Origin of the sequence: Megasphaera sp. NM10 (assembly GCF_000417505.1) — a bacterium.
Taxonomy (GTDB): domain Bacteria; phylum Bacillota; class Negativicutes; order Veillonellales; family Megasphaeraceae; genus Megasphaera; species Megasphaera intestinihominis.
In genome coordinates this window covers 13,478-32,561 of the sequence record NZ_APHY01000001.1, presented here as the reverse complement: position 1 = coordinate 32,561, position 19,084 = coordinate 13,478, and the positions used below count along the sequence as shown (strand labels likewise).

Annotated in this window: 16 protein-coding genes and 1 pseudogene; 4 read left to right on the top strand and 13 right to left on the bottom strand. The window is 51.0% G+C overall.

What is annotated here, in order from left to right:
- Nucleotides 1–139: 139 nt before the first annotated feature.
- The 3 genes and pseudogenes from NM10_RS00160 to NM10_RS00150 form a co-directional block, all read right to left on the bottom strand.
- Nucleotides 140–1,149: pseudogene (locus NM10_RS00160) on the bottom strand (GGGtGRT protein).
- A gap of 12 nt (nt 1,150–1,161) precedes the next feature.
- Nucleotides 1,162–1,854, bottom strand: a complete 693-nt coding sequence (locus NM10_RS00155; RefSeq protein WP_014015341.1) for an iron-sulfur cluster assembly scaffold protein — start codon at nt 1,852–1,854, stop codon at nt 1,162–1,164.
- Between the two features lie 54 nt (nt 1,855–1,908).
- Complete coding sequence (locus tag NM10_RS00150; RefSeq protein ID WP_020309606.1) at nt 1,909–2,778, bottom strand: LysR family transcriptional regulator; 870 nt, start codon at nt 2,776–2,778, stop codon at nt 1,909–1,911.
- Nucleotides 2,779–2,997: 219 nt separating this feature from the next.
- Here NM10_RS00150 and NM10_RS00145 point away from each other — a divergent pair, with 219 nt between their 5' ends.
- The 4 genes from NM10_RS00145 (at nt 2,998) to NM10_RS00130 (ending at nt 7,057) form a co-directional block, all read left to right on the top strand.
- Nucleotides 2,998–3,477 (top strand): hypothetical protein, encoded by a 480-nt coding sequence (locus NM10_RS00145; RefSeq protein ID WP_020309605.1) that lies wholly within the window; start codon nt 2,998–3,000, stop codon nt 3,475–3,477.
- Nucleotides 3,478–3,759: 282 nt separating this feature from the next.
- A complete protein-coding gene (locus NM10_RS00140) occupies nt 3,760–4,557 on the top strand; it encodes a DUF4116 domain-containing protein (RefSeq protein ID WP_020309604.1) in 798 nt (265 codons plus the stop codon).
- Nucleotides 4,558–4,567: 10 nt separating this feature from the next.
- On the top strand, nt 4,568–5,644 hold the full coding sequence (locus tag NM10_RS00135) for an AAA family ATPase (RefSeq protein WP_020309603.1): 1,077 nt from the start codon (nt 4,568–4,570) through the stop codon (nt 5,642–5,644).
- Nucleotides 5,645–5,650: 6 nt separating this feature from the next.
- A complete protein-coding gene (locus NM10_RS00130; RefSeq protein ID WP_020309602.1) occupies nt 5,651–7,057 on the top strand; it encodes a vWA domain-containing protein in 1,407 nt (468 codons plus the stop codon).
- 643 nt (nt 7,058–7,700) lie between these two features.
- Here the strand turns inward: NM10_RS00130 and NM10_RS00125 are convergent.
- From NM10_RS00125 to NM10_RS00080, 10 genes are all read right to left on the bottom strand, one after another.
- Nucleotides 7,701–8,849 carry an iron-containing alcohol dehydrogenase gene (locus NM10_RS00125; protein WP_020309601.1) on the bottom strand — a complete coding sequence of 383 codons (1,149 nt, stop codon included), beginning with the start codon at nt 8,847–8,849 and terminating at the stop codon, nt 7,701–7,703.
- A 15-nt stretch (nt 8,850–8,864) separates the two neighbouring features.
- Complete coding sequence (locus tag NM10_RS00120; RefSeq protein ID WP_020309600.1) at nt 8,865–10,043, bottom strand: sialidase family protein; 1,179 nt, start codon at nt 10,041–10,043, stop codon at nt 8,865–8,867.
- Nucleotides 10,044–10,052: 9 nt separating this feature from the next.
- Nucleotides 10,053–10,538 (bottom strand): YhcH/YjgK/YiaL family protein, encoded by a 486-nt coding sequence (locus NM10_RS00115; protein WP_020309599.1) that lies wholly within the window; start codon nt 10,536–10,538, stop codon nt 10,053–10,055.
- Nucleotides 10,539–10,555: 17 nt separating this feature from the next.
- Nucleotides 10,556–11,977 carry a sodium:solute symporter family protein gene (locus NM10_RS00110; RefSeq protein ID WP_239639531.1) on the bottom strand — a complete coding sequence of 474 codons (1,422 nt, stop codon included), beginning with the start codon at nt 11,975–11,977 and terminating at the stop codon, nt 10,556–10,558.
- Between the two features lie 76 nt (nt 11,978–12,053).
- Nucleotides 12,054–12,932, bottom strand: a complete 879-nt coding sequence (dapA, locus tag NM10_RS00105; RefSeq protein ID WP_020309597.1) for a 4-hydroxy-tetrahydrodipicolinate synthase — start codon at nt 12,930–12,932, stop codon at nt 12,054–12,056.
- 35 nt (nt 12,933–12,967) lie between these two features.
- Nucleotides 12,968–13,951: a 4-hydroxythreonine-4-phosphate dehydrogenase PdxA gene (gene pdxA, locus NM10_RS00100; RefSeq protein WP_020309596.1), complete on the bottom strand. Its 984-nt coding sequence runs from the start codon at nt 13,949–13,951 to the stop codon at nt 12,968–12,970.
- A gap of 285 nt (nt 13,952–14,236) precedes the next feature.
- Nucleotides 14,237–15,448 carry a four-carbon acid sugar kinase family protein gene (locus tag NM10_RS00095; RefSeq protein ID WP_020309595.1) on the bottom strand — a complete coding sequence of 404 codons (1,212 nt, stop codon included), beginning with the start codon at nt 15,446–15,448 and terminating at the stop codon, nt 14,237–14,239.
- Nucleotides 15,449–15,460: 12 nt separating this feature from the next.
- Entirely contained in the window at nt 15,461–16,228 is a 768-nt protein-coding gene (locus NM10_RS00090; protein WP_020309594.1) for a DeoR/GlpR family DNA-binding transcription regulator, read from the bottom strand.
- 626 nt (nt 16,229–16,854) lie between these two features.
- Nucleotides 16,855–18,279: an S-layer homology domain-containing protein gene (locus NM10_RS00085; protein WP_020309593.1), complete on the bottom strand. Its 1,425-nt coding sequence runs from the start codon at nt 18,277–18,279 to the stop codon at nt 16,855–16,857.
- Nucleotides 18,280–18,296: 17 nt separating this feature from the next.
- Nucleotides 18,297–19,076: an HAD-IIB family hydrolase gene (locus tag NM10_RS00080; RefSeq protein ID WP_020309592.1), complete on the bottom strand. Its 780-nt coding sequence runs from the start codon at nt 19,074–19,076 to the stop codon at nt 18,297–18,299.
- Nucleotides 19,077–19,084 lie beyond the last annotated feature (8 nt).

Genomic DNA, 19,084 nt, shown 5'->3' with positions numbered 1-19,084 from the left:
TGTAGTACGGAGTTTGTAGTTTGTAGAAGATTACTTTAAATCTTTTACCATTTGCTGCAAACTAAAAACTACAAACTTAAAAGCTCAAAAAGAGGCTGTCTTAATGCGACAGCCTCTTTTTTTTTACATACGGATTTTATTAGAATTTGCCAGCTTTGGCAGCGCCTTCTACGGCTACAGCTACGGCTACGGACGCGCCAACCATGGGGTTGTTGCCCATGCCGAGGAAGCCCATCATTTCTACGTGAGCCGGTACGGACGAAGAACCAGCGAACTGTGCGTCGCTGTGCATACGGCCCATGGTATCGGTCATGCCGTAAGAAGCCGGGCCGGCAGCCATGTTGTCCGGATGGAGTGTACGGCCTGTGCCGCCGCCGGATGCAACGGAGAAGTATTTCTTGCCCATTTCGATACATTCTTTCTTATATGTACCGGCAACGGGGTGCTGGAAGCGGGTCGGGTTGGTCGAGTTGCCCGTAATGGAAACGTCGACGCCTTCGTGGTGCATGATAGCGACGCCTTCGCGGACATCGTCGGCACCGAAGCAGCGGACATTGGCCTGTTCGCTCTTGGAATACGGGATTTCACGGACGATGTTCAGTTCACCCGTTTTGTAATCGAACTGGGTCTGAACATAGGTGAAGCCGTTGATACGGGAAATGATCTGAGCAGCGTCTTTGCCGAGGCCGTTGAGGATGACGCGGAGAGGCACTTTACGAGCCTTGTTGGCATTGCGGACGATGCCGATAGCACCTTCAGCAGCTGCAAAGGATTCGTGGCCTGCGAGGAAGCAGAAGCATTTCGTTTCATCCTGCAAGAGCATCGCTGCCAGGTTGCCGTGGCCGCGGCCGACTTTGCGGTCTTCAGCAACCGAACCGGGGATGCAGAAGGACTGGAGCCGATGCCGATAGCTTTCGCAGCTTCTACAGCCGTGCGTGCATTGGTCTTGATGGCGATAGCGGCGCCAACGGTGTATGCCCAGCCGGCATTTTCAAATGCGATAGGCTGTACGTCTTTGACGATTTTATAGGGATCCAAGCCGGCAGCTGCACAGATATCGCGACATTCTTCAACGCTGCCGATACCGTATTCTTTCAGTACGCCGAGGATCTTATCAATTCTTCTGTCGTAGCTTTCAAATAATTCCATGTTTTTGCCCTCCTATTGCTGTCTCGGATCGATATACGAAGCTGCTTCTTCAAAGCGGCCATAATGGCCTTTTGCGTCTTCCATGGCTTTTGCCGGTTCAACGCCTTTCTTGATGGCTTCCATCATTTTGCCGAGGTGGATGAATTCATAGCCGATGACCTGGTTGTCTTCATCGAGTGCCATGCGGGTGACATAGCCTTCGGTCATTTCCAGATAACGCGTGCCTTTGGCTTTCGTACCGAACATGGTGCCGGTCTGGCTGCGCAGGCCTTTGCCGAGGTCGTCCAGGCTGGCGCCGATGGGGAGACCGCCTTCGGAGAATGCCGTCTGGGTACGGCCATAGACGATCTGGAGAAAGAGCTGGCGCATAGCGACGTTGATAGCATCGCAGACCAGGTCGGTGTTGAGGGCTTCAAGAAGCGTTTTGCCCGGAAGGATTTCCGAAGCCATAGCAGCAGAATGAGTCATGCCGGAACAGCCGATAGTTTCAACGAGGGCTTCTTCGATGATGCCGTCTTTGACGTTGAGGGTCAGCTTGCAGGCGCCCTGCTGCGGAGCACACCAGCCTACACCGTGGGTCAGACCGCTTACATCTTTGATTTCCTTTACCTGTACCCATTCGCCTTCTTCCGGAATCGGTGCCGGTCCGTGATATGCGCCTTTCGTGACGGGACACATATTCTTAACTTCTGTTGAATATAACATGTTCTCTTCACCCTTTCAAAATGTATGAGAAATAAAAAGTAGCACGTATAGGACTCAGTCCTTCAACTGGTCGTATATCTGTGTGAATAAAGCGCGATACATGCTGCCTTTGCGCCACAAGAATGAAAATGCGTGCATGACGGAAAAATCCTTGACGACAATGCGCCGCAGCGTCCCGTCAGCCAGTTCTTTCTGAACCGATTTTTCATATAGAAATGCAATACCGCAGTCGCGGCAGGCCAGCCCTTTGACGGCTGACAAGCTGCCTACTTCATAGCGGGCCGGGAAATGTTCCAGTGTGTACCCCTGTTCTGCCAGCTTATGTTCTAAAATCCGGCGGGCGCCGGCATGGCGTTCGCGGACGATGACCCGATAGCGCATGAGTTCAGACAGTGTCATTTCCTCCGGCGCTTCATAGCCTGTGCCGCAGACAGCGACAATCGGTTCATTAGAAAATAAGAGCGATTCATAGCACCCCTGGTCAAAGGAGCTTTCGACGATGGCGAAATCAATGGCACCATCATCCAGGGACTGGAGCAGTTTTTCAGCATCGGCAATTTCCATGCGGAGATTCATATCGTCGTTATGCTTGAGCAGGTCAGCCAACTTATCGAGAATCCCCACGCCAGCCGTTGGCGTCGCACCAAAAGACAAGGAGCGGTTATGCTGCAAATCACGGAGATGCTCTTTCAAGATGGCATCGTCATGGCTGATGGCAGTCACGGCATTCCAAAGGATGTGACCAGCCTGGGTCAGCTGCAGGTGTTTCCCCTTGTAACTAAAGAGTTTGGTCCCGTATTCGCGTTCTAAATAGCGAATATGCTGAGAAACGGCAGGCTGTGTGATGTGCAGTTCCGCAGCAGCCCGGGTATAGTTCATGTGACGGCAAACGCACAAAAATGTATGGATACGAAAATCTAACATAGCACCCTTTCCTTTCTTTGCGTTTTCCATAAGATAATTTTATGATATTTCAAAATTTTTATCAAGAAAAAAGTGGGCATTTTATGTATACACATGGGACGACTTCGCTCCCATCGATTTCGATGCGGCCCGTTTCCGTCCGCTTGTAGTAGACGAGGCCCTCATGGTATAATAAGAATAAACGATTAACTTATCAAATACAAGAAAGGATGAATCATTATGATGAAAAAAATGACGACACTCTGCGCGTCCCTGCTCCTGGCCCTGGGCTGCCTGACAGCCAATGCCATGGATTCCCAGACCCTAGTCAATAATCCCAGCCGTTACCGGGTCATCAGCACCAGCCCGGACGGCATCGTCTATGCCGATATGGATTCCCTCCGGGCCATGCAGACCATGGACTATCCAAACAGCATCGAAAACATGAACCTGACGCTGTACGTCGAAAAATACGCCGGCATCCGCGACGACCTGGTCTTCCAGATGGGCCAGGAAATCCACCAGATCAACGAATACAAAGCGGCCCTGCACGCCAACAAGCGCAAAGGGACATACGACCTGAAAGCCGATCTGACCAAGGTCTACCGGCCCGATGGAACAGACTATGCCGTCAAGATCGACACGGTCCAGTTCAAAAACGTCCGCGACATGTACACGGCCCTGCATCACTTTGCCGCCCTCACGCCGCAGAAGGATTAGTGGCTCGTGGCTAGTGGCTCGCAGTGGCTCTCCTTATAGGAGAGCTGTCAGCGAAGCTGACTGAGAGGTTTCTCTATCAACATCGTTTACAGAAAAGGGGCTGTCGCATGTGCGACAGCCCCTTTTTGAGTTTTAAGTTTGCAGCAAATGGTAAAAAATTTAAAACCATCCCCTGGCCACTAGCTGCTAACCACCAGCCACTTAAAATATTTCCCTCCGGCCCGCAGCTATTGTATAATAGAGGCAATGAATCTTTATTATATGAAATGAAGGGGACCTGACATGACGAATGAAAAATATATGAATATGATCCGCAACAATCCCTATGTAATCGACCGCATCGAAAATCCGTCGGAAGAAATGCAGCTCCTGGCTGTCCAGATGAACGGCCTGGCCCTGCAATACATCAAGCATCCTTCCGAAGCCGTCCAGAAAGCCGCCGTCGCCAACACGGCGCGGGCCATCCAATTCATCGACCATCCCTCGGAAGACATGCTCCTGCAAGCCGTCCAGTCCGGCTGGAACAACTTGAGCTATATCAAAAATCCGTCACCGGAACTCATCGACGCCGCCCTGGAACAGTCCGGCTGGGCCATCAAATATGTCAAAGACCCGGACGAAGACCTGCAGCTGCGGGCCGTAGAAAAGAATTACGACGCCATCAAATACATCCAGCATCCGACACCGGCCGTCCAGCTGGCTGCCATCCGCGGCAATTACGAAGCCCTGCGCTACATCGAAAAACCGACAGAAGAAGCGAAAGAACTGGCCATCAGCGAAAATGAACAGGCCATCCGCCTCATCCCGGACATCAGCAAAGAAGAGTTCCTCCACTTCCTCAGCCGCAACGTCCTGGTCAGCAAATATATGCCCAAGGGCATTTCCCTGACGCCCGATGACTGGCGCAACACCTTCAAGGCCGTCTTGTCCCGGGATGACGTGCCGGAAGACTACGTCCGCAACTTCATTACCTGCAGCGCCGTCGACCTGACGCCGGCTGATAAAGTCCTCCTCGTCGACGATTGCGGCAGCAAGAAGGCCCGCCGCATCACAGTAGATGAAAAATTGACATTGAAATAGGAGCGAAATCATGAACTTTACAGATACTTTCAAAAGCGTAGAATTAGTCCTCAAAGCCGGCGAAGTCCCACTGCTCGTCGGCGAAACGGGTATCGGCAAGACCTCCCTGGCCCGGGAACTGGCTGCCAAGAACGACTGGAGCCTCGTCGGCATCGACGGCAACCTCCTCAAAGAAGGGGAAATCGGCGGCCTGCCTACGGTCGAAGCGGGCACGACGATTTACGCCGTTCACCATAAACTCCGCAAAATCGACGAAGAAATCGCCAAGGGCAAGACGGTCCTCTTGTTCATCGACGAAATCAACCGCTGCGACCACGCCGTCCAGCAGGAACTGATGAACCTCATCCTCAACCGTGAAATCAACGGTTACGTCTTATCACCGTCAGTCCATATCATCGCCGCCATGAACCCGGCCGATTCCTACGACTACGAAGTCGTCGAAATGGATGCGGCCCAGCAGAACCGCTTCGTCTGGCTGTATATGGAAGCCGATTACCTGCAGTGGCTCGATTGGGCCTCGACAGCGGGCATCGAAGAAAAAGTCATGGAATTCATTTCCACCTTCCCGGAATACCTGGACAAGACCAACGAAGACGATATCAATGCGACGCCGCGCAGTTACGAACGCATTTCCAAGCTGTACTACATTTATAAACAGGACCCGTCGGCCATCCCGCAGGGCGTCTTCTACAACGTCATCCGCGGCAACGTCGGCAAACTCATCGCCCAGGAATTCGTCCATTTCGTCACGTCCGACGCCCAGCCCCTCATCGCTTATGACGACGTCTTCGGCGGACCGTCCCTGGCCCCGGCCCTGTCCAGCCGGATTGCCAGCGAAAGCCACACCCGCCTCTATCTGGCTGCCAAGAATATCCTTAAACAGCTGGAACATGAACTCCGCCTCGACGACAGCCAGGCCCAGGCGCTCCTGTCCCGCTTCGTAGCCTTCCTGGCCCTCTACCCGGTCGACCTGCGCCTCGGCGTCATGAAGGACATGAAATCCGCCAACCCCAAAGTCTATGCCTGCGCTTTGGATAACGACGACTTCATCGACAGCTACTTCGCCGCCTTCCGCTCCCTGCGATAACAGCTTATGGAACAGTCACTGCCCATTGCGGCCAATCTACTCTATCAGCAGGCATCTATCGTAGCCGACGCCGTCCTCGCCGAACAGCGCCGGACAGGGAGCGTCCCGGACGTGCCGGCCGATTTCCAAAAGAAATTCTACGCCTTCCTGGACCGCATCACCGGTCACTTGATGGAAGACAAAGACAATTTCTTCGGCTATTTCCTCTTCCAAATGGTCAAGGACATCCGCTTCGACATGGCTTCACCGACGGGGACCAACTTCAAGGGGACGCGGTATCACCTCTATTTCAACCCCATGCTCTTCCTGCCCCTGTCGCCGGAACAGATGGAGAGCACCATCAAGCACGAAATCCTCCACGTCGTATCGCTCCACCTCATCCGGGCCAAAGAACTGCGGCAGCAATACAGCAAGCTGGCCGTCAATCTGGCCATGGACGTCGTCGTCAACACCTACCTCGACCACCTGCCGCCCTTCTCGACGACCCTGGAATGGGTGAACATGAACTATGCCCTGCTATTAAAGCCCTTTGAAAGCCTGGAATACTACGTCGATAAGATTCAAGGCGCCCTGGACCTGCGGACCGACAAGAAGGACCTGCCCGAATCGGACAGCGATTCCGACGAATCCATCGCCGTGTCCTACGACCCGGCCAAGACCCATGATTTATGGGACGAAGGCGACGACATCGACGAAGAGACGCTGCGCAAATTCACAGAAAAATACATCGACGCGTCATGCAAAGGCGAACTGTCGAACTATCTGGAAAGCATGATTGCAGCCCTGAAAGATGCCCAGGAAGATCTGCCCTGGCACTGGTACCTGAAGAAGCTCGTCGGCTCCGTCACCAGCACCTGGAAAAAGACGACCATGCGCCGCAACCGCCGCCAGCCAGAACGGCTGGACCTGCCGGGCTGCCTGCGCTCCCATACGGCCAAAATCCTCATCGGCCTGGACATCAGCGGCAGCATCACCGACGCCGAATTCCGCCAGGCCATCGGCGAAGTCCTGCACCTGGTCCGCTGCTACAACCATGAAATCATCGTCGCCGAATGTGACGATGAAATCCGTCGCACCTACCGCATCCGCACTATAGACGACGTCCGCGGCCGCCTGGACATCCGCGGCGGCACAGCCTATTCCCCGGTCTTCGCCTATGCCAATACACAGCGCGTCGACCTCGTCGTCTACTTCACCGACGGCAAAGGCGAAGAAAAACTCCAGACGCCGCCCAAAGGCTACAAAGTCCTCTGGGTCCTCTCGGGCAAAGGAGATAAACTCTCCCTGAAAAAGCCCTTCGGCCTGGTCAAACGCTTGACCAAACTTCCAGAATACGACCCGTCCCTCGACTTCGACGACGTAGAAAAAGGCGGCTTCTCCATGAACCACCAGGAAGGGATCAGTATGCCGTGAGTAAAAAGGCGCTGTCGCACGAAGACAGCGCCTTTTTGAGTGGCTAGTTGTTAGTAGCTCGTGGCTCATAATTCGTAAAACCTGCCATTATACTCGAATGGGCTGTGGCGAAATCTCCCTAGCGGGCTCGCCACGTGCGAGCCCCTACGTGCGGCCGCTGGCCGCTTTTTGCGACCTGCAACCGGCCGCCTGCGGCCTGCGTTTATTTTCTCATCACCGATAAAAGAGAGCATTTTATTTTCGTTTACTTCGTTTCCTGTTTTAGCGAATCAAAAATGTAACGCCAATGCAACGAAAAAACTTTCGTTGCATTGGCGACTTCATTCAATGATTATTCTCCAGGAACGAAAGAAACGGGAACATTGACGATTATCGTCATTTATGTTATGCTACATATAGAAAAAGGTGTTGCCCGGAAACGGTCAGCCCCATTGTTTAACGAAGTAATCGCCTAGAGTTGTGGAGCTGCAAGGCGATTATTTTTTTATTACAAAGTTATCCATGGGCTTCACCCCATTTCTGGGGCTTGATTAACCGCCTGCCGTTTGGCAACACCTTGATTCAGTATAGCTAAAAATATAAAATTTGTCAAAAAAGGGACTGTCACACGTGCGACAGTCCCTTATGTGTTTAGCAAATCGAGTTAAAATAATTTTTCGTAAAGATAACGGATATCGTCCAGGGACAATTCCTTGCAGTTGTTGACTAAGAGACGGGTCTGCTGGCTTCCGGCTTTTACCAGGAAATCGAGGTCTTCTTTTTTGACGCCGAATTCGTCGAGTTTTGTCGGGATATGGACTTTGGCTACGACATCTTTGATTTCAGCAATGATATAATCTGCTTTGCTGTCGGCTGTTTCTGCATATTTTTCAGGATAGACGGCATCGCAGAGAGCGGCCAGCCGTTCTGTGCAGGCATCTTTGTTGAATTCCATGACATGCGCAATCAGGATAGCATTGGAAACACCATGGGCAATGTGGTATTTGCCGCCTAACGGATAGGAGAGGGCATGGACAGCGGTCGTACCGGAACCGGTAATGGCAACACCACCGTAAAAAGCGCCGATGAGCATTTCCGTCTTGGCATCCATATTATCGCCATCCGCATAGGCTTCACGGATGTTATGGAAAATCTTCTTGGCCCCTTCAATCGCATAGGTATCGCTGAGAATCGTCGCCTTGTTTGACGTAAAACATTCGACGACGTGAGCCAGGGCATCGACGCCAGTGGCAGCCAGGACTTTTGGCGGCAAATGGCGGATCATTTCGGCGTCGAGGATGACATAGTCCGGAATCATGCAATTATTGACGATGCCTTGTTTAGACTGTTCTTCCGGGATGGCGACAATGGAATTGCAGGTTGCTTCCGAACCGGTTCCGCAAGTCGTCGGGATCATCAGGGATTTGATATATTTCTTGGCAATCGTCGGATCTTTCAGCAAGTCGCGGACGCCATAGTCGGCACCGATGACGATGCTGGCCAGCTTAGCCGCATCCATGACGCTGCCGCCGCCTACACCAATGACCAAGTCGATATTGGCAACACTGACTTCATCGATGACGCGTTCCACATCCTGGTAGGAAGGTTCCGAAACCAAATCGTCGATAACCGTCAATTTTACAGCCGAGCAGATTTCTTCGACCCGTTTCGTAAGGCCCGCTCCTCGGACTGCCTTATCGGTAAACAGCAAGACGGACTGTGCCTTTTCCCGCTGCAATACTTCATTGATTTTTTCTACACTACCAGGGCCGGCATAAACCACGCCCGGAATGGTCAACTGACATTGTTTCATAGTATAAAAGCCTCCTTAGTGATTCCCTTTAATCCATTCTTCCGTCAGGCAAACATATTTTATCGTCTGCCGATAATACGTATAGGTTACATGAATCTTGCCATCTTTCCCCTGCTTAATCGACGGATAAGATAGTTCACGATTCTTCTTTTCGACGGAATTATTGCTCAGGCAGCTGCCATCGCCTTCCTGGATATTCCGGATATAGGGCCAGGTCTTGCCGCCATCTTCCGAAATAGCTACGGTCATCGGCGCCCGCGGGATACCCCAGACCGCTTTGCGCCCTTTCGGGTCCTGGGGAACATCCGATAAGACCCGGCGTTCTTCATCAGTGACGACGTCGTCTTCAATTTCATCATACAAGGAAGCCCGGCGCTGTTCACTGTCATTGGCATTGATATTGTTGAATACCATAGCCAGTTTGCCATCATTCAAACAAGTGGCCTGAATCGATGAGTTGTTATTGGGCAGCGATAAAGCCTGGGGTTCCGTCCAGTGGATGCCATCTTTCGATTCGCTGCGATAGATGTGATCGGCCCAGCGGCTGCGGTACAGCGCCACATAGGTTCCATCAGGCAACACATTGATGCACATATGGACACAGCCGACACTGCTCGGGACCGTCACTTCTTCCCAAGTCTTGCCTTTATCATGAGATACTTTGACAGCCGACGTATCATGATCGCCTACCCATTTTTCGCCAGGCTGGACGGCGCATCGGAAAATCGGTAATACCCAGTCACCATTGGGGAGCACCGTAATAGGCTGGCGGATAAACGTCCCCGGTTCTTCAATCAACGGTTTGATTTCAGACCACGTATAGCCTTTGTCCTTGGACTGACGATAACGGACGAAGGCCGTATCCTGATTCCCTGCTTTCTGAGCCGTATACAAGAGCCACAGAATACCATCGGGGTCTTCAAATAAAACCGGATTCTGTTCTGACCGGGTCGTATCAAAAGACAACTGCATCGGTTTCGACCAGGACGATTCGCCGCGATTCAAGCGCGACAGGAAGACAGAAATGTCACTGACCCCTTCCTGGGTCCCTGAAAACCAGACACATAATAAATCGCCATTGGAAAGTTCCAATAAATTCGACGCATGGTTCTGTGGATTTTCAGAAGGAATAAAAGCCTCCTGATAACCAGCTTGTTTATTTTCTCGAATAACGCCATCAAATGTAGTTTCCATGTTCTCCTCCTATGGCTGCTGCAGCGAATCGACAGCAACCTTGACTAATATCTTCTTAACATGAACCGGAACGTTTTCCGGATTGCAGTTTGCACGATGTACATCCCAAGGATAGCAGATGACAAAGGTTCCAGGTGTCAACGTAACGAAAACCTCATCGTCAATCGTATTATATTTCATGAAGTCCTTAGAAGCCAGGGCATCTTCTTTGACGGGGCCGGCCGTTTCGACGCGGCCGATCCCTATTTTTTCACTTCCCGACAGGATATACTGAATATCGATAAATTTTTCATGCCGTTCCGCAGCCCGCTGGGAGACGGGTTCGGTCATATACTCCGAAGCTTTGGCAAAAATCGCATCGCCTTCGATGGGATAAATCGTTCCAGGCTGCAATTCGTCCAGATTCGCTGACAATAAATATTGTATTCCCTTTTGAATCGCCGCCGGATATAACAACATTTCGTTTTGAATCGTATGAATCGTTCCGACAATCATGCCTTACATCTCCTTATTTATTTATCATCATGACCTGTCTGAGACTCAGCATTCACAGTTTGAACGCCTTCACCAGCGCCCGTTTCAGCGGGTACTACGTCGATAGGGCCCGAACCACCGGTCAGCACTTTTTCGAAGAACATAACCACAGCCGGTATGATAAGGGCAATGTAGATATTGTCAATACCGAAGGGATTGTCCAAGATGTACCAGACAGCCGTGCCGACAGCCGATACGATGAGGCCGATATTGGCACCACGCGTGCTGTTGAAGAAGGGCAGGTAGAAACCGAGGACAGCGACGACCGAAATGGTCAGGCGCAAGGCCCGCGTAAAGAAGGAAAGTTTCAGGATTTCCGGAACGCCGAAGACGAAGAGCAGGGGCAGGAAGCCGATGACGATTGAAATATAGCGCGTCATCTTTAACTGTTTTTCCGGAGCCGGTTTAAATTTAGGGACATAGAAGTCGGCTACGACGAGGGATGCAATCCCCAAGGCGACGGTACTGACACTGACGAATACAGCGGCGACGATGGACGTCGTAACGATGGCCGACAAGAACAGCGGCATATGCTGGATGAAGACAGGCAGGGCGTACAAAGCCTGCATATCCGGATACAAGAAGCGGGCGCAGACGCCGATGCCGGCCAGAATCAAACCGAGGGGCAGGCAAAGAATGACCGAGTAGAGGCAGGCCTTCTGTGCTTCATGGGCACTCTTCGTGGAAGAAATAGCCTGCATGACGAACTGTGTAGAGAAGATAGAACCAGACGTCGCGATAATCCAGGCAAAAACAGTATTCGCTCCAATATGACCATCCCAGGTAAAATAGAAATCAGGCAGGTCATCGACAATCGGCTGGATGCCGCCAGTAAGCGATAAGGCCACGGCAATGACGATGATGACCCCCAGATACTTCATAAAAGCATGGATAACTGTGACGTAGGCAACGCCCTTCATCCCGCCTAAGACATAATAGAACGTACTGACTACGGCAATAATGAGCATGGCCATAGGAATATTGACATGCATGATACGAGTCAAGGCAGCTGCCCCGCTGATGTAGTTCCCTACATTGACCAGCAGCAAAGCGGCAATCATGATGACGGAGACAATGAGCTGCGTCGAATGACCGTATTTCTGGGCAATGGCACCGGAAATCGTAAACGAACCGGACCGATATAATTTTTTGACGAAGAACAAACCATACAATAAATAGCCTACTGACGCAGCAATAACGGACCACGAAGCGGCCATACCGTATTTAAAAGCCGATTCTGCCGTACCAACCGTCGATTTAGCCCCGATGAATTCGGTCATCAGCAAAACAGCTACGATTAATGCCGGCATGGTCTTGGCTGCATTCATGAATTCACCACTCGTCTTACTGCGCAGCTTGACACTGAGCCAGCTTGTAATAGCAATGTAGATAAATACCATACCGAGAATAAACGCAGTTTCCCCGGTCGTAAACGTTACAGCTCCCATAAGGGCAGCACCTCCTAATTATGTGCAATTAATTGTACAGTTTGAAGACGTCTTCCAGTGCTTTTTTAATAGCCGGATCCGTGCAGTTCGACGGCTGGCGAGCCGGACCTACGTGATAGCCGCGCATGTTGACAGCTAATTTGACGACCGAATTCGGGTTGCCCATCTGCATGACATTGCGGAAAGCGCGGATTTTCTTCTGCGATTCATTAGCCTTTTCGATGTTGCCTTCTTTCCAGTAGTTATAGATGCTGACCATCAATTCCGGGAAGACATTGGAGCAGCCCGAAATGGCACCGGTACCACCAGCCATGAGAGCCCAGAGGATGAGGGAGTCACTGCCAGCCAATACGTTAAGGCGGGGATCTGTGTTTTCGATGTATTTCAGCATATTGTCGAAGTTGCCGCTCGAATCTTTAATGCCGATGATGTTTTCATATTTTGCCAACGTCTTGACCGTTTTCCAATCAATGGAATTACCCGTCCGTGCCGGGATGTTGTACAACAAAATCGGCATATCCACGGCTTCGGCAATAGCGCTGTAATGTTCAATCATATCCGCCTGGGAAGCCTTTACAAAATACGGGGTGATGACGGATAAGCAGTCGACGCCGCCCATCTGCTGGACTGCTTTCGACAATTCAATCGTTTCTTTCGTCGTAACGCAGCCCGTACCGGCATAGACGGGAACGCGGCCCTGGACGGCTTCGACGGCGGCTTCGATGATTTCCAGTTTTTCTTTAGCCGAAAATGCATAGAATTCGCCATTCGTCCCCAACGGGAAGATACCATGGACGCCGGCCTGAATCAAATGGTCGATAAAAGCCTGGTATTCCTTTTTGTTGAATTCTTCCGTTTCCGTCAGTGCCGTAACGACGGGGGTAATCAAACCTTCTGCTTTAAACATAATGAATATCGCTCCTTTGTGAATATATGTAAAATTTAATGTTCTGCAAATCGTTTCCCTAAATCGACGGCATAGCACATGCTGTCTGCCTTGGCGATGCCCTTGCCGGCGATATCGAAGGCCGTTCCATGGTCGACGGAGGTCCGGATGATGGGAAGGCCCAGCGTGACATTGACGCCGGAATCAAAAGCCACCATTTTCATGGGGATATGGCCCTGGTCATGATACATGGCAACGACGATGTCGTAAACGCCGTTATAGGCTTTCAAGAAGACCGTATCCGGCGGGACCGGGCCATCGACATTCAGGCCTTCCTGCTGGGCCGCCTGGACGGCCGGGATGATTTCATCGATTTCTTCCCGGCCAAAGAGACCGGCTTCGCCGCTGTGCGGATTCAAGCCAGCAACGGCAATGCGGGGCTTTTCAATCCCCAATTGTTTCATTGCACCATCGGCCAGATGAACACATTCCAATACTCTGCCTTTCGTCGCTCTGTCACAGGCTTCCCGTAAAGAGCAATGTGTCGATACGTGGACGACAGACATGCGTTCGCTCCAAAGCATCATCGTATAGGATTTCGTCTTCGTCAGGGTGGCGAAGATTTCCGTATGGCCGTCAAAGTTGTGACCGCCTTTATGGAGGGCTTCCTTATTCAAGGGAGCCGTCGTGACGACGCGGATATCGCCTTTCAAAGCATCGGAAATGGCCCTGGCAATATATTGATACGCCGCATCACCGGCAAGGGGCGATACCTGCCCGATTTCAATATCTTTGCCGATAGCCAGGTCGACGACAGAAATAACGTTGATTTTCCCTGGCTGGAAGTCCTGTACCTTTTCAATGCGTACCAGCGGCGTCGTCAGCTGAAGCTGTTGATGATAGTATTGGAGTACATCATAGCTGCCATAAATCAAGACAGATTGCTGATACTCCGGTTTAGCATCTATGGCTTTGAGGGAAATCTCCGGTCCGATACCAGCCGGGTCGCCCATAGTAATGCCTACAAGATTCGATTTCATCACATATCCTCCTATATAACAAAATAAAAATTTTATTGCTGTTTTTATTTGTTTAATTTTGTTTGTTTTTGTTAATTAAATTATAGAGTGGTACCATAAATAAGTCAATGGCTTTTATCTATATACTCCATGCTATTTTTTCATCGTTTTTTACAGACAATTTCCAATGAAATTGTATAAAAAAAGCCAGGAATGGCATACTAACGCTCATTCCTGACTTTTTTATTTTTCTATACGTATGATTTTATAACATAAAACAATATTTTAGAACTAAAAAGAAACTTTTTACTTGCATTTCAGTTCCTGGATACAACGGAAAATATCTTCTTCCGTACCAAAGGCACCGGCTTTGGTGACGATAGGCAATCCTTCCTGGCTGCCTCCCAGCAAGCGGCCTTGCACAAAACCGGGCACTATCTCCCGTTCAATATGGGACCCGCTAGCCCCTAACTGCAAAATGACGGCAATGGCCGTATCGCCACCGGTCAAAAACAAACCGCTAACGGCGGTTTCCTGCAAAATAGCCGGCACCATCCGGCTTAGGGTCTGTTTGGTAAATTCGGCCAATTCATCCGTAGAAATCCCCTTTTCCCGGCCATAGGCAGCAAAGTCTTCATAATCCTGGCGGCAGGCAGCCCCCGTGAGGACCACGCTCTGGCCAGACTGCAAAAAGTTTACGATTTTCTGAATCGCTGTCCTTCCATCCTGATTTTCATAAAGGGCCCTCATGTCCAGTGCCACGACGGGAAGGCCCCGGTTCCGGCAATACGCCAGCTGGTCCATGGTCTTGCTGCTGATGCTGCCAATAACGGCCATGGCCGGGAGCTCCCGCAGCTGTATCTGTAATAGCCCCTGGGCCAAACCGGCAGAACCGATCCACAGGACTTTCTTCCCCGTCTGACCGGCTTTTTCGGCAATCCGTTCCAGCTGCGCCTGCTCCATCGTATCAAAGGAATAAGCTAATCCGGTAAAGTCAAGACGATCGTCCTCGATGGCATCGAGGGTATAGTGACAGACCAGCTGCTGCAGGCACGTCGACAAAATCCGTTGTACGTGATCTTCCTGCAAGGGATTCCGCGGATCACGGGCGATTTCCGTATCCAGCAACGGTGTCCCATGGACGCAAAGCCGCCCCGCTTCGACAGTCCGCCCCTGCTCAGGATAAGCCGGCGCAAAGATGATGAGTTCCGGCGCATAACTATCGACAACAGCCCGGATTTCTTCTTGCAAATGACCGCGCAGCGTCGAATCGACTTTCTTATACAGAAAACGGCAGCCACCGGTTTGCTGTACCTGCTGTACGGCCGCATACACGCGGTCATAGGCTTCCTGGCCGGAAACGACGCGGCTCTCGCTGTCGATGGACAGGCTGTTGCCATTGGCTTCTATCTGTGCCGTATCCAGGATAACATCGACAGGAATCCCGTGCTTGCAAAGCTGGACGCCTGTATCATTGGCTCCCGTAAAATCATCAGCAATGATGACAAAATGATGCATGTGCTCTCCCCCTTAAACGCGGATAAACTGAACCTGGTGTTCTTCAAATAAGGACGCTTCTTCTGCACTGGCCTGATAGTCACTGACGAGGACATCCATATCCCAGAGGTCCAGGATATAATAGAGTTTATGTTTCTTGAACTTAGAATGGTCTGCCAGGAGGACGACCTTATCCGATGCCTGAAGACAAGCCCGTTTGACATCGATTTTCTCAGCATTGGCCGTCATGATGCGCCAATCCGGCGTGATGGCCTGAGTCCCTAAAAAGCAGATATCGAAATGCATGGCCCGGACCATATTGGTCGCCAAGACGCCGCACGTCGAACTGGATTCGACGTCAATATGGCCGCCTAAGAGGATGACATACAGCCCCATGACCGGAGTCAGGACCTGGGCAATGGCTAAATCATTGGTCACGACGGTCAGATTATCCCAGCGCTGTTTGGCCATCAATTCAGCCAACTCAAAATTCGTCGTACCCGCATCGAGGTAGATGCTCATAGACGATTCGATAAGAGGCAAGGCCGCTGCCGCCATGCGCCGCTTTTCTTCAATGTGGACTAATTTACGATTGCGATACGTCGCTTCTTTGACAGAAGATTCTACCAAAACAGCGCCGCCGTGGCTTTTTTCGACTAAGCCGCCTTCTTCCAAATGCTGCAAATCCCGCCGGATTGTCATCGTCGTGACATCGAGCTGCCGGGCCAGGTCATTGACCGTTACAGCTTTGTTCTTGTACAGTTCGTTTAAAATAAACTGCCGTCGTTCTGCTGGTAACATACACTTCACCTCATGTTTATCCTTACATACTTTTCTCATCATATAATGTTTGTATTTGTTTTTTTGTGTTAATCCATTATAACAAGAGAAAAAAAAAGGCGTCAAGGAAAAAGGGCTTGTCGCACGACGACAAGCCCTTTAAAGTTGTTAGTGGCTAGCAGTTAGTTGTTAGCGGATGGCTTTAAATTTAAAGGTTTTCTCTGCAAACTACAAACTCTGTGCTACAAACTATAAAGTAAACAGGGCCTCGCATGCTGTCAGAAACATTCATGCGACAGTCCTATTTAATGGTTCGTGATTCGTAACTGCCTGCCATTATACCAGAACAGGCTGTGGCGAAATCACCCTAGCGGGCTCGCCACGTGCGAGCCCCTACGTGCGGCCGCTGGCCGTTTTTTGGGCGACCTGCGACCTGTGACCTGCGGCCTGCATTTATTTTTCATCGCCTGTATGCGATTCCGTAGGGGACGCCCAGATTTTTCTGGTCTGTCAATTGCAGGATAGTTCCCTGGACGGACAGTGGCTGCGGGCGGCCCGCTACGCGCTGAGGGTTTCCCGCAGCGTCGTTGTCAGTTTGAGTCTGTCGCGGCGCAGCCGCATCTGAGTCCGAGGAAAGGCCTTAAATTTTAGAAATGGAAATCCAGTTCAGTCCGGAAGAGATTACGGTCATATTCATCCGACGTACTCCAGTGGCGTTTCTGTTTGGAATACATCGTTTCCCAGATAATGTTTTTCCACGGGGCATAACGGACACCGGCAATCCAACCCTTGGTACCATACCAAGTGGAGTTCCATTCGTCATCCCCAGCGAGCCAGCCGTTTTTGCCGTATTTAATATAACGCAGATAAAGACCATAACTGCCAGGCTTTTTATAATCAGCATCTTTGTAATTCAAACGCAAAGCGATGCTGTTGTTCTGGAAATCGGCATCGGTCTTGGCATAGTCGGCAATAAAGCGCAAGTCTTTATTTATGTTCGTAGACATACTGAGGACATAGCCATAACTTCTTAGATTCTTTTCGCCGTAACCATATTTGGGCTTGATTTTATATTTATCATTGGAATCAGCATAGTAATAGTCAATATTGCCCGAATTATTAATTTCTCCTTTGTCCAGACTGCTCTTTGCATAGGCAAGATTGATATCCAAATTCTTAGCTACAGGTCCCCAAATTGCGGCACCATAGAGGCTTTCTTTGTTGCCATCCCCGGTTGAAGCAAACCAGAACCCACTGGCCGTCAAGTTCGTTCCTTTGATGGGGACACCGAATTGCAAACCATCGGTTTCATTGCCGACGAGGACATTCTGGAAGCCTAATCCGCGCCAGGCACGGCCTATATTAATCCAGCCCAGGCCATCTTTCTTACCTTCAACCCAGATTCTCTGCATATTGCCATCGTGGCCAGACCATGTTTTTTGACCAGTGTAATTATCTTTACCATAATTATTGATGCCGCCTTCATTAGCCCTCCGATGACCGTCATTATAATGGCGGTTCGTTTCGCTTTGGAACTTGACCGTCCAGTAATCGTTGACCTTAAAGTCGCCGCGTAAGTCCATGTAAAAACGATTAGTCTGTTTATCAATAGTGCCGGAGGTCGTATCTTTGTCATAATCGTACTGTGTACGCATGAAGCCATACAATTTGACTCGGTCGATTTTTTCCTTGTTTTCCTGGATATCCTTGGTATTCTGCTCGATCTGCTTGGTGTTCTTGGCGACTTGCTGCTGCAAGACGTTGATTTCGTCGGCATATTCGGCGTGCAGTTTTTCCAGGACCGTCTTGTCCCCGAAGTTGCCGCCGCCTTTTTGCATGGCTTTGGCGACGATGCTGGCGACTTCGTAGCGGGTCATGGTGCGGCCGCCTTCAAAGGTGCTGTTGCCCATGCCTTCGATGACGCCTTCTTTTGCCAGGTAATCCAGGGCTTCATAGGACCAGTGGTCTTTGGGGACATCGGAGAAGCTGTCAGCCGATGCGGCCAGGGCCGTGCCGGCAGTGCCGAGAGTCACGGCAGCCAGGACAACCAGGGCTTTTTTATTCAAATCCATGGTAAGGACCTCTTTTCTTATAAATTATCTTCCAGCATGGCCCCTACGCTGTCATAGACTTTACGAGCCTGGTCCTGGATAGCCGGACGGGCCGTGGCGACGGTATAGCCGTTATAGCCCAGGATCATGGGCAGGTCGTTGATTTCATCGCCAATAGCCAGGATGTCCGCACCGTCCCAGCCAAAGAGGGAGAGCGTGTGGGCAATTGCCTGTTGTTTACTGATATCGGAGGGGATGATGTCGACGGCGCAGCGGTTGGGATAGGCATGGACGGTATCGCCGAAATGGGCGTTGACCTGTTCGCTCGCTGCCAGGGCATCGTCGGGATCGGTGAAGCCCAGGGAATACTGGTGAATCGTCTGGGGCAGATAGTCGATGTCGTCTTCCGTTATCGGCACGATGGGGTAGTCCCATTCTTTCGCTTCCCGCCAGACCCAGGTGCCCGGCAAATCATGGCAGAGATAGGTCCGGTCCTGCGAAGAGAAGGAGAAATGGAAGGACTTGCGGACCAGCTCCAGCTTGCTGACGGCCTTGAGGACGGCCGGTTCGATGCGGGCTTCCCAGAGGACACGGTCCTGGTCATCGCTGATGAGGCCGCCGTTATTGCAGGCCAGGTAATCATATTCGACGCCATAGTGTTTGAGCTGGGGCATGAGCATGCCGTGGTCCCGTCCGGACACGACGCCGAATTTATGGCCTGCAGCCCGCCATCTGCGGATGGCTTCGGCATCGCGGGCCGTAATGATATCGTCGCGGAACAGGGTTCCGTCATAATCGCTGGCAGCAATTTTTAACATAATAATCC